Below are 8732 nucleotides of genomic sequence, written 5' to 3' on the forward strand. Positions count from 1 at the left end.
GCTGCGCGACCACGGTGAGCGCGGCCAGCTTCAGCCAGGTCCCGCCGCTGTAGCCGCCGTCCCGATGTCGTGGGGGCGCTGCCTACAGGGCCCCGAAGCCCACCCGGCGCGGAGTCGGCTGGCCGATCTCCACGTACGCGACCCGGTCCGCGGGGACCAGGACCTTGCGGCCGTGCTCGTCGACCAGGGTGAGCAGCTTGCCGGTGCCGGAGAGTGCCTCGGCGACCGAGCTCTCCACCTCCTCGGCAGACTGCCCGCTCTCGAGAACGATCTCGCGCGGCGTGTGCTGAACGCCGATCTTGATCTCCACGGCTTGTCCCTCCGCTGGTCCGTGACGTGCGCGATGGTCCGCGCCGTACTGAGCACAGGTTATCCGCGTGTTTCCCCTGCCCGGCGACGGGCGGCCACGCCCAGAGCGAACAGTTCAGTGCTGCATCGGGAAGCCGGCGATGCCGCGCCACGCCAGCGAGGCCGTCAGCGAACTGGCGATGTCCCGGGGCATCTTCTGCCCCGAGCGCAGCCAGTGCCGGGCGGTGATCTGGGCCATCCCGCACAGGCTGACGGCCAGCAGCATCGACTGGTCCTCGGGCAGGTCGGCGTCCTCCGCGATCAGCGGGCAGACCAGCTTGGCGCAGTCCAGCGACACCTGGTCGACGCGCTCGCGCACGGCCGGCTCGTTGGTCAGGTCGGACTCGAAGACCAGCCGGAACGCGCCGCCCTCGTGCTCGACGTACGAGAAGTAGGCGTCCATGGTGGCCGCGATCCGCTGCTTGTTGTCGCTGGTGGAGGCGAGGGCCTCGCGGACGGCCTGTACCAGGGCGTCGCAGTGCTGGTCCAGCAGCGCGAGATACAGCTCCAGCTTGCCCGGGAAGTGCTGGTAGAGCACCGGCTTGCTGACCCCGGCGCGGTCCGCGATGTCGTCCATGGCCGCCGCGTGGTACCCCTGAGCGACGAACACCTCCTGCGCCGCGCCCAGGAGTTGGTTCCGTCTGGCCCGCCGCGGCAGGCGCGTGCCGCGTGGGCGCGCCTCCGTGTGCTCAGTGGCTGTCACGCCGCCTCCCGGTGGTCGTGGTCTGCGCGAAAAAAGGCATCCGATCGAACGCCGCCTGTCATCCTACTTTCGAGTAGTCGCCCGCAGGGCTGCGCGGGCAGAGGTTTTCACTCCGTGGACAGTCGTGTGTCACCGGTACTCGTCGTCACCGGGGTCCACGACGCGGGCCTGCTCGGCCGCGTCGGCCGGGTCGGCCTCGGCCGGGCCCGGCCCGGTCAGCGGGGTGTCGTGCAGGCGCAGCAGCTCCTGGCGCTGCTCGGCCGCGTCCGCCTCGGGCGCCTCGTCGCCGAGCTCCTCGCCGAACAGCTCCTCCTCCTGCTCCTCGTCGAGGAACTCGTCGAACGACTCGGGCTCTTTCGGATCCAGGGTCATGGCTTCGACCTCCCGAAGGACAGGTGGGGACACCCAAGCCTAGGGGGGTGGCGGGGCGGAGGCGAACTCACGAATCGCCGCCGGACGCGGACAGGTGCGTGTCACCGGCGTGACGGGCTCGTAATATTGCGCCATGCCAACCACCGAGGAGCTGCGGACCCAGGCCGCGCTCGCCGCCGCGGAGGGCTGGCCGGGGGTTCGCGACGGAGAGACGTTGCGGACCGTCGCGCTGCCCGGGATGACGCTGGCGGTGCGCCGCCGGGCCGCGGCGTGCGACGGTCTCGAACCGGCCCTCTTCGTCCACGGCCTCGGCGGCTCGTCGCGGAACTGGTCGGCGCTCATGGAGCTGCTGTCCGGCGACGTCGAGTGCGAAGCCGTGGACCTGCCCGGCTTCGGCGCCTCGCCGCCGCCCGACAACGGGGACTACTCCGTGTACGGGCACGCCAGAGCCGTCATCCGGTGCCTGGAGGCGAGCGGCCGGGGCGCCGTCCACCTCTTCGGCAACTCGCTCGGCGGCGCCGCCGTGACCCGGGTCGCCGCGCTGCGGCCCGACCTGGTGCGCACCGTCACCCTCATCTCGCCCGCGCTGCCCGAGCTGCCGCCGCAGCGCACCGCGCTGCCCACGGGCCTGCTCGGCGTGCCGGGGATGCCCCGGCTGATGCGCCGGATGACCCGCGACCTGCCGGCCGCCCACCGCGCCCGCCAGGTGCTGCGCCTGTGCTACGGCGACCCGGCCCGGATCACGCTGGAGGAGTTCGCCGCGGCCGAGGCGGAGCTGGAGCGGCGGCAGGCGCTGCCGTACTTCTGGGACTCGCTCAGCCGGACGGCGCGCGGCATCGTCAACGCCTACACGCTCACCGGGCAGCACTCGCTGTGGCGGCAGGCGCAGCGGGTGCTCGCGCCGACCCTGCTGGTCTACGGGGTGCGGGACCGGCTGGTGTCGTTCAGGATGGCGAAGCGGGCGAGCCGGGCGTTCCCGTCCTCGCGGCTGGTGGTCATGCCCGAGGCCGGGCACGTGGCGATGATGGAGTACCCGGCCGAGGTGGCACGGGCCTTCCGGGAGTTCCTCGCCGCGTCGGCCGCGGCCGAGGGCGGGTAGGCCGGCCGGATGGACAACCGTGATCCCGCGATACCGCCGCCCGAAGCGGCTCGGCCGGCCGCACCGTTCCCAGGTCCTCGTCAGGAGTACATCGATGCCTTCGACGACGCCGACTTCCGCGGCGGCCGAGTCCCCGCACAGCGGCATCCCGGGTGGAGCGATCTCCCGCTCGCGGGGGAGGTTCCGCCGACGGTCACAGAGCGCGGCCGGGCGCCGGTCCGCCGGCCGGGGCCCGGGGATAGGCGGCCGGGCCCGCGCCACCGCGCCGAACGGAAGCGGGGCCGGGGCCGGAAGCTGACGGGAGTGGCCGCCGCCGCGGTGGTCACGGCGCTCGCCGCCGTGATGGCGGTGCGGATGGCCGGGCCCGACGCGGCGAGCGGCGACGTGACCGACGCCGCGCGGCCCTCGGTGGAGGCCGGGGCCGGTGAGGGGCACCGCGAGGCCGGGCAGGAGGCCGAGCCGCGGCAGGCGGCTCCCTCGGACGGCGAGGAGGCCGAGCCCACGTACGACGAGCTGATGAGCACAATGTTCGAGCTCGATCCGGAGCTGACCGGCTCGGGAGAACTGGTCCCGGTCGGCGGCAGCGACCCGGCGGCGGATCCGGACGCGGCCACGGTGCTGCGGTACCGGGTGGACGTGGAGGAGGGGCTCGGCCTCGATCCCGAGTTCTTCGCGGAGGTCGTCCACCGCACCCTCAGCGACGAGCGCGGCTGGGGCAACAACGGCGAGCGCTCCTTCGCCCGCGTCTCGGCGGGCGACCACGACTTCGTGATCACCCTGGCCAGCCCCGGCACGACGGCCGACTGGTGCGCCCGGTCCGGCCTCGACGTCACCGAGGACAACGTCTCCTGCAACTCCTCCAGCACCGAGCGCGTGATGATCAACGCCTGGCGCTGGGCCCAGGGCTCGGAGACGTACGGCGACGACATCGGCGGCTACCGCCAGATGCTCATCAACCACGAGGTGGGCCACCGGCTCGGCTACGGGCACGTGCTGTGCCCCGGCGAGGGCGAGCCCGCGCCGGTGATGATGCAGCAGACCAAGTTCCTGGACTCGGACGGCGTGACCTGCCGGCCCAATCCGTGGCCGCACCCGGGCGACTGAGCCGCGCCCCGGGGACCCGCCGCGCACCGCACCGGGTCCGGCGCGTTAACGACTGAACTCTGCGAAAAGACACGATTCTTCACCCCTTCCGGTGGTGTGGCGGACAACCGTCCGTCGCGGCAGGCACATGTAGACATAACGTCTTGCCGTCACGGACACGGAGACAGGGGGTGCGTGAGTGCGCGTCGCATTGCTCACCGAGGGCGGTTACCCGTACGCGCAGGGCGAATCAGTGGCGTGGTGCGACCGGCTGCTGCACGGTCTGGCCGGCCACGACCTCGGCCTCCGCTTCGACATCCACGCCCTGAGCCGGAGCCGGCAGCAGGCGGAAGGTCCCCGCCGCCCGCTGCCGCCCGCCGTGCGGCGCGTGCACACCGCTCCCCTGTGGGGACCGCCGGCGGGCGGCGGCGCCGTGGCGCCCGCGCTGGGCCGCCGCTTCGGCGAGTGCTTCGCGGAGCTGACCGCCGCCCTGTGCCCCGGCTCCGGGCAGCCGCCGCTCGGCGTGGAGGGGAGCAGACCGGGGGCGGACCGGTTCGCCCACGGGCTCTACGGGCTCGCCGCCCTCGCCGCCGAGCACGGCGGGCTGGGCGCGTGGCTCTGCTCCGAACAGGCGGTGCGCGTGCTGGAGGCCGCCTGCCGCGCCCCCGGCGCCCCGCGCGCGGTCCGCGCCGCGCGGCTTCCCGACCTGCTGGCCGTCGCCGGGCGGCTGGAGCGGGCGCTGCGCCCGCTGTCCCTCGACTGGTACGGCCCCGACGGGCCCGCGTCGGCCGCGCTCTGCCACGCGGTGGGCGCCGGTCCCGCCGCGCTGCCCGGCCTGCTCGCCCGGCACTTCCACGGCACGCCGCTGCTGATCACCGAGGACGACGCCCGCCTGGCCGAGCGCCACCGGGCGGACTGGGCGGTGGCCGCCGCGCACGCCGTCGCGCCGTCGGCGCGGGGTGCCGCCGTGCGGGCCCTGCTCTCCGCGTTCCAGGTGCGGCTGGCCCGCGAGGCGTACGCCAGGGCCGCGTTCGTCACCCCGGGGGGTGCCACGGCCGCGCCGCGCCGACCCGCCCGGGCCGTCGCGCACGCCGCCGCCGACGGCGGGGCGCCGCCCGCGCTGGTGTGGGCCGGGCGGGCGGAGCCGGGCGCGGGGCTCACCGCGCTGCTGCACGCGTTCCACCGGGTCCGGGCGGCCGAGCCGGCGGCCCGGCTGCGGATCGCCGCCCTGCCGCACGGCGACGCCGCCTGCCTCGCGCGGTGCCGGGCGCTGGCCGCGCGGCTGTTCCCCGGCGAGCCGGGGACGGTGGTCTTCGCGGACGCCACCGGACCGGCCGACGCCCTCGCCTCCGGCGGCCGGGACGGCATCGTGGTGCGGCCGGGCACGGCCGCGGGTTTCCCGGTGCCGCTGGTGGGGGCGATGCTCCACGCGCGCGCCACGGTCTCGGCCGACGCGGGCGCGGTGCGGGAGATCACCGGCGGCGCGGGGCTGGTCGTTCCGCCGCGCGACGCCGGGGCGCTGGCCGAGGCGTGCCTGACGCTGCTGCGCGACCCGGCCCGCCGGGCGCGGCTCGGCGCGAGCGCGCGGGCCCGCGCGCTGGAGCTGTTCGCGGTCGAGCGGAACGTCGCGGTCTTCCGCGAGATCTACCGCGAGCTGCCGGGGCACTCCGGCCGCGCCGCGCGGGCCGTTCACGGCGCCCGGGAGCAGGAGCCGATACCGGCCGGTGCGGTCGCCGCCGCCGTCGCCGCCGTTCCGGCCGGACGGGGTGAGCCGGTATGAGCGGCGGCACCGGCGCGGGGACGGAACCGTTCCCGGAACCGGCACCGGCGGGCGGGGCGGCGGTCGCCGGAGGTGCGCGGTGGGCCCCCGGAGCCGTCCTCGCCGGGCTGTGCGGGGGGACGCTGCTCGCGTACGCGCTCGTGGGGGACGTGGTGCTCGCCGAGCTGGTGCCGGAGCCCCGGGCCGACCGCGCCGTCGGCGTCCTGCCCGCCGTGCTCGCGCTCGCGCCCGCCGTGCTCGCCGCCCTCCCGGCCCGCCGCCGGGCCACCCTGCCCGTGGCCGGGCTGATCCCCGTGCTGGCCTGGGCGTCCGGCCACCCTGGCGCCGCCGCGCTGGGGGTGCTGCTCACGGGCGCCCTGCTCGCCGCCCGCCGGGGCCTGCGGCGCGCCGCCGCCCTCGCCGTCGCCGCCGCGGGGGCCGCCGAACTGCTGGCCGTCGCGCTCGTCAGCGGCTCGTGGCTGCCCGGGCTCCGCGCGCTCGGCCGTCCGGTCGCGGCCCTGGTGGGCGCGCACGGGCTGGCCGCCGTGCCGGTGCTGGCCTGCGGCGCCGCCGCGGCCGGGCTGCTGCTGTGCCGCGCCGCCGTCCGGCACCGGACCGCCCGTCCCCAGACCTTCGTTCCCCCGACCCTCGACCCACGCGACAAGCAAGGAGCAAGGAACCGATGACCCCACAACTGCCCGGCGTCCCCCAGCCCGTGCGGGAGGCCCTCCGATGAGAGTGCTGCTTCTCGGCGCCGGCGGGTACCTGGGCCGGTTCGTCGCCGACCGGCTGCTCGCCGACCCCGCCGTCCAGCTCACCGCGCTCGGGCGCGGTGACGACGCCGACGTCCGTTTCGACCTGTCCACCGGCAGTCCCGGCGCGCTGACCCGCTTTCTCGACGCCGTGCACCCGGGCGTCGTCGTCAACTGCGCCGGGGCCATCCGCGGCACGGCGAGCGAGCTGGCCCGGCACAACACCGTGGCCACCGCCACCCTGTGCGAGTCCATGCGGCGCAGCGGCTGCCGGGCCCGGCTGGTGCACATCGGCTGCGCCGCCGAGTACGGCCCGTCGCAGACCGGCTCGTCGATCGCGGAGGACGCGGTGGCGCGGCCCGGCGGCCCGTACGGCGTGAGCAAGCTGGCCGCCACCGAGCTGGTGCTCGGCTCCGGTCTGGACGCCATCGTGCTGCGGGTCTTCTCGCCCACCGGTCCCGGCACCCCGGCCGGTTCGCCGCTGGGGCGGCTCGCCGACTCGCTGCGGCGCGCGATGCAGCACGGCGACAGCGAGCTGAAGCTCGGCGGCCTGGGCGTGCAGCGCGACTTCGTGGACGTCAGGGACGTGGCGCGCGCGGTGCACGCGGCGACGCTCTCGGCGGCCCAGGGCGTGGTCAACATCGGCACCGGCCACGCCGTGCGGCTGCGCGACGCGGCGGCGGCGCTGGCGCGGATCTCCGGCTACGGCGGCACGCTCCTGGAGCTGGAGGGCCCGCCCGCGCCCCGGCACCCGCCGGCCGGCGAGGCGCTGGCGCACGGGCACCTGGCGCCGCAGGTGCCGTACCCGGACGGCTGCGGCGCCTGGCAGCAGGCCGACGTGCGCACCGCCCGGGACCGGCTGGGCTGGCGGGCCAGGATCGGCCTGGAGGAGTCGCTGGCCGACATCTGGATGGAGGCGGCCTGCCGGATGTGACACAGGCGCAGGCGGAGGCGGCGGCCGGGGGCGTGGCGAGCACTGCCCGGACTCTGGAACGGGTGTCTCGGAATGGGACCGCGCATGGCAGTGTTGAAGCCGGAACGACTGTCCCTATGACCCTACGGAGTCACCGTGTCGCTGCCACCCCTGGTAGAGCCGGCCCCCGAGCTCACCGTTGACGAGGTCCGCAGGTACTCCCGCCACCTGATCATTCCCGACGTCGGGATGGCCGGGCAGAAGCGGCTGAAGAACGCCAAGGTCCTCTGTGTGGGCGCGGGCGGACTGGGGTCCCCCGCCCTCATGTATCTGGCCGCGGCCGGGGTCGGCACGCTGGGCATCGTCGAATTCGACGTGGTCGACGAGTCGAACCTGCAGCGCCAGATCATCCACAGCCAGGCGGACATCGGCAAGCCCAAGGCGCTCTCCGCCAAGGAGACCGTGCAGGGCATCAACCCGTACGTCCAGGTCAACGTCCACGAGGAGCGCCTGGACTCGTCCAACGTGATGGAGCTGTTCGCGCAGTACGACCTGATCGTGGACGGCACGGACAACTTCGCCACCCGCTACCTGGTCAACGACGCGTGCGTGCTGCTGAACAAGCCGTACGTGTGGGGCTCGATCTACCGGTTCGACGGCCAGGCGTCGGTGTTCTGGTCGGAGTACGGGCCGTGCTACCGCTGCCTGTACCCCGAGCCGCCGCCGCCCGGCATGGTGCCGTCGTGCGCCGAGGGCGGCGTGCTCGGCGTGCTCTGCGCGTCGATCGGGTCGATCCAGGTCACCGAGGCGATCAAGGTCCTGACGGGCACGGGCGACCCGCTCGTCGGCCGGCTGATGATCTACGACGCCCTGGAGATGAACTACCGGCAGGTCAAGGTCCGCAAGGACCCCGACTGCGCGGTCTGCGGCCAGAACCCGACCGTCACCGAGCTGATCGACTACGAGGCGTTCTGCGGCGTCGTGTCGGACGAGGCCCAGGCGGCGGCGAAGGACTCGACGATCACGCCGCTCCAGCTCAAGGAGTGGATCGACGCCGACGAGAAGATCGACATCATCGACGTCCGGGAGCCCAACGAGTACGAGATCGTGTCGATCCCGGGCGCGCGGCTGATCCCGAAGAACGAGTTCCTGATGGGGACCGCGCTCGGCGACCTGCCGCAGGACCGCAGGATCGTCCTGCACTGCAAGACGGGCGTGCGGTCGGCCGAGGTGCTGGCGGTGCTGAAGAACGCCGGGTTCGCCGACGCCGTGCACGTCGGCGGCGGCGTCATCGGCTGGGTCAACCAGATCGAGCCGGAGAAGCCGGTCTACTGACCCGCCCGGCGCGGCGCGACGTGCGAAGGCTCCCGGGCGGACCGCCCGGGGGCATCCCTCCCCCGGACTTCGTCCGGGGGGTGTCCCCGGGCCGCGTTGCCGGATCGCGCGAGTACGTCCCCCAGCCTGGCGGCTGGGAGGTGCCCCCACCGTACGAGCTGCGATCCGGCGCCTTGTCGGCGCATGGGGGTACCTCCCGGGCCCCCGGGGGGCCCGGGAGCCAGACGCCGCGGCCTGATCCTCCCCCGGACCGGCGTCCGGGAGGTGCCCCCACGATCCGGAAGACAGACCCTAGTGTCCTGAGTCGGAGATTCGTCGTTGGTCGGGTGTGACGCGACCTGGACCGAGGATTCCGCCGTTGACGCTGT

General features: G+C 75.0%; 9 protein-coding genes. 6 read left to right on the forward strand and 3 right to left on the reverse strand.

Annotated elements, in window-relative coordinates:
• Nucleotides 1–82 precede the first annotated feature (82 nt).
• The 3 genes from ACSNOC_RS25920 to ACSNOC_RS25930 all read right to left on the reverse strand — a co-directional run bounded on the left by ACSNOC_RS25920 (nt 83) and on the right by ACSNOC_RS25930 (nt 1423).
• Nucleotides 83–310, reverse strand: coding sequence for a DUF3107 domain-containing protein (locus ACSNOC_RS25920; protein ID WP_436749997.1), 228 nt, complete (start codon nt 308–310; stop codon nt 83–85).
• 114 nt (nt 311–424) lie between these two features.
• A complete protein-coding gene (locus ACSNOC_RS25925) occupies nt 425–1051 on the reverse strand; it encodes a TetR/AcrR family transcriptional regulator (RefSeq protein ID WP_436749998.1) in 627 nt (208 codons plus the stop codon).
• A gap of 129 nt (nt 1052–1180) precedes the next feature.
• Complete coding sequence (locus ACSNOC_RS25930) at nt 1181–1423, reverse strand: hypothetical protein (RefSeq protein WP_436749999.1); 243 nt, start codon at nt 1421–1423, stop codon at nt 1181–1183.
• A gap of 133 nt (nt 1424–1556) precedes the next feature.
• Between ACSNOC_RS25930 and ACSNOC_RS25935 the strand changes: the two genes are divergently transcribed.
• From ACSNOC_RS25935 to moeZ, 6 genes are all read left to right on the forward strand, one after another.
• Nucleotides 1557–2522: an alpha/beta fold hydrolase gene (locus ACSNOC_RS25935; protein WP_436750000.1), complete on the forward strand. Its 966-nt coding sequence runs from the start codon at nt 1557–1559 to the stop codon at nt 2520–2522.
• A gap of 303 nt (nt 2523–2825) precedes the next feature.
• A complete protein-coding gene (locus tag ACSNOC_RS25940) occupies nt 2826–3626 on the forward strand; it encodes a DUF3152 domain-containing protein (RefSeq protein ID WP_436750001.1) in 801 nt (266 codons plus the stop codon).
• Between the two features lie 178 nt (nt 3627–3804).
• A complete protein-coding gene (locus ACSNOC_RS25945) occupies nt 3805–5385 on the forward strand; it encodes a DUF3492 domain-containing protein (RefSeq protein ID WP_436750002.1) in 1581 nt (526 codons plus the stop codon).
• Nucleotides 5382–6050: a hypothetical protein gene (locus tag ACSNOC_RS25950; protein WP_436750003.1), complete on the forward strand. Its 669-nt coding sequence runs from the start codon at nt 5382–5384 to the stop codon at nt 6048–6050. Before ACSNOC_RS25945 ends, ACSNOC_RS25950 begins: the two co-directional genes overlap by 4 nt.
• A gap of 46 nt (nt 6051–6096) precedes the next feature.
• Nucleotides 6097–7050 carry an NAD-dependent epimerase/dehydratase family protein gene (locus ACSNOC_RS25955; RefSeq protein WP_436750004.1) on the forward strand — a complete coding sequence of 318 codons (954 nt, stop codon included), beginning with the start codon at nt 6097–6099 and terminating at the stop codon, nt 7048–7050.
• Between the two features lie 135 nt (nt 7051–7185).
• Entirely contained in the window at nt 7186–8364 is a 1179-nt protein-coding gene (moeZ, locus tag ACSNOC_RS25960; protein ID WP_436750005.1) for an adenylyltransferase/sulfurtransferase MoeZ, read from the forward strand.
• The last annotated feature ends 368 nt before the right edge of the window (nt 8365–8732 follow it).

This window comes from Streptomyces sp. URMC 129, assembly GCF_051386415.1.
Classification (GTDB): domain Bacteria; phylum Actinomycetota; class Actinomycetes; order Streptomycetales; family Streptomycetaceae; genus Streptomyces.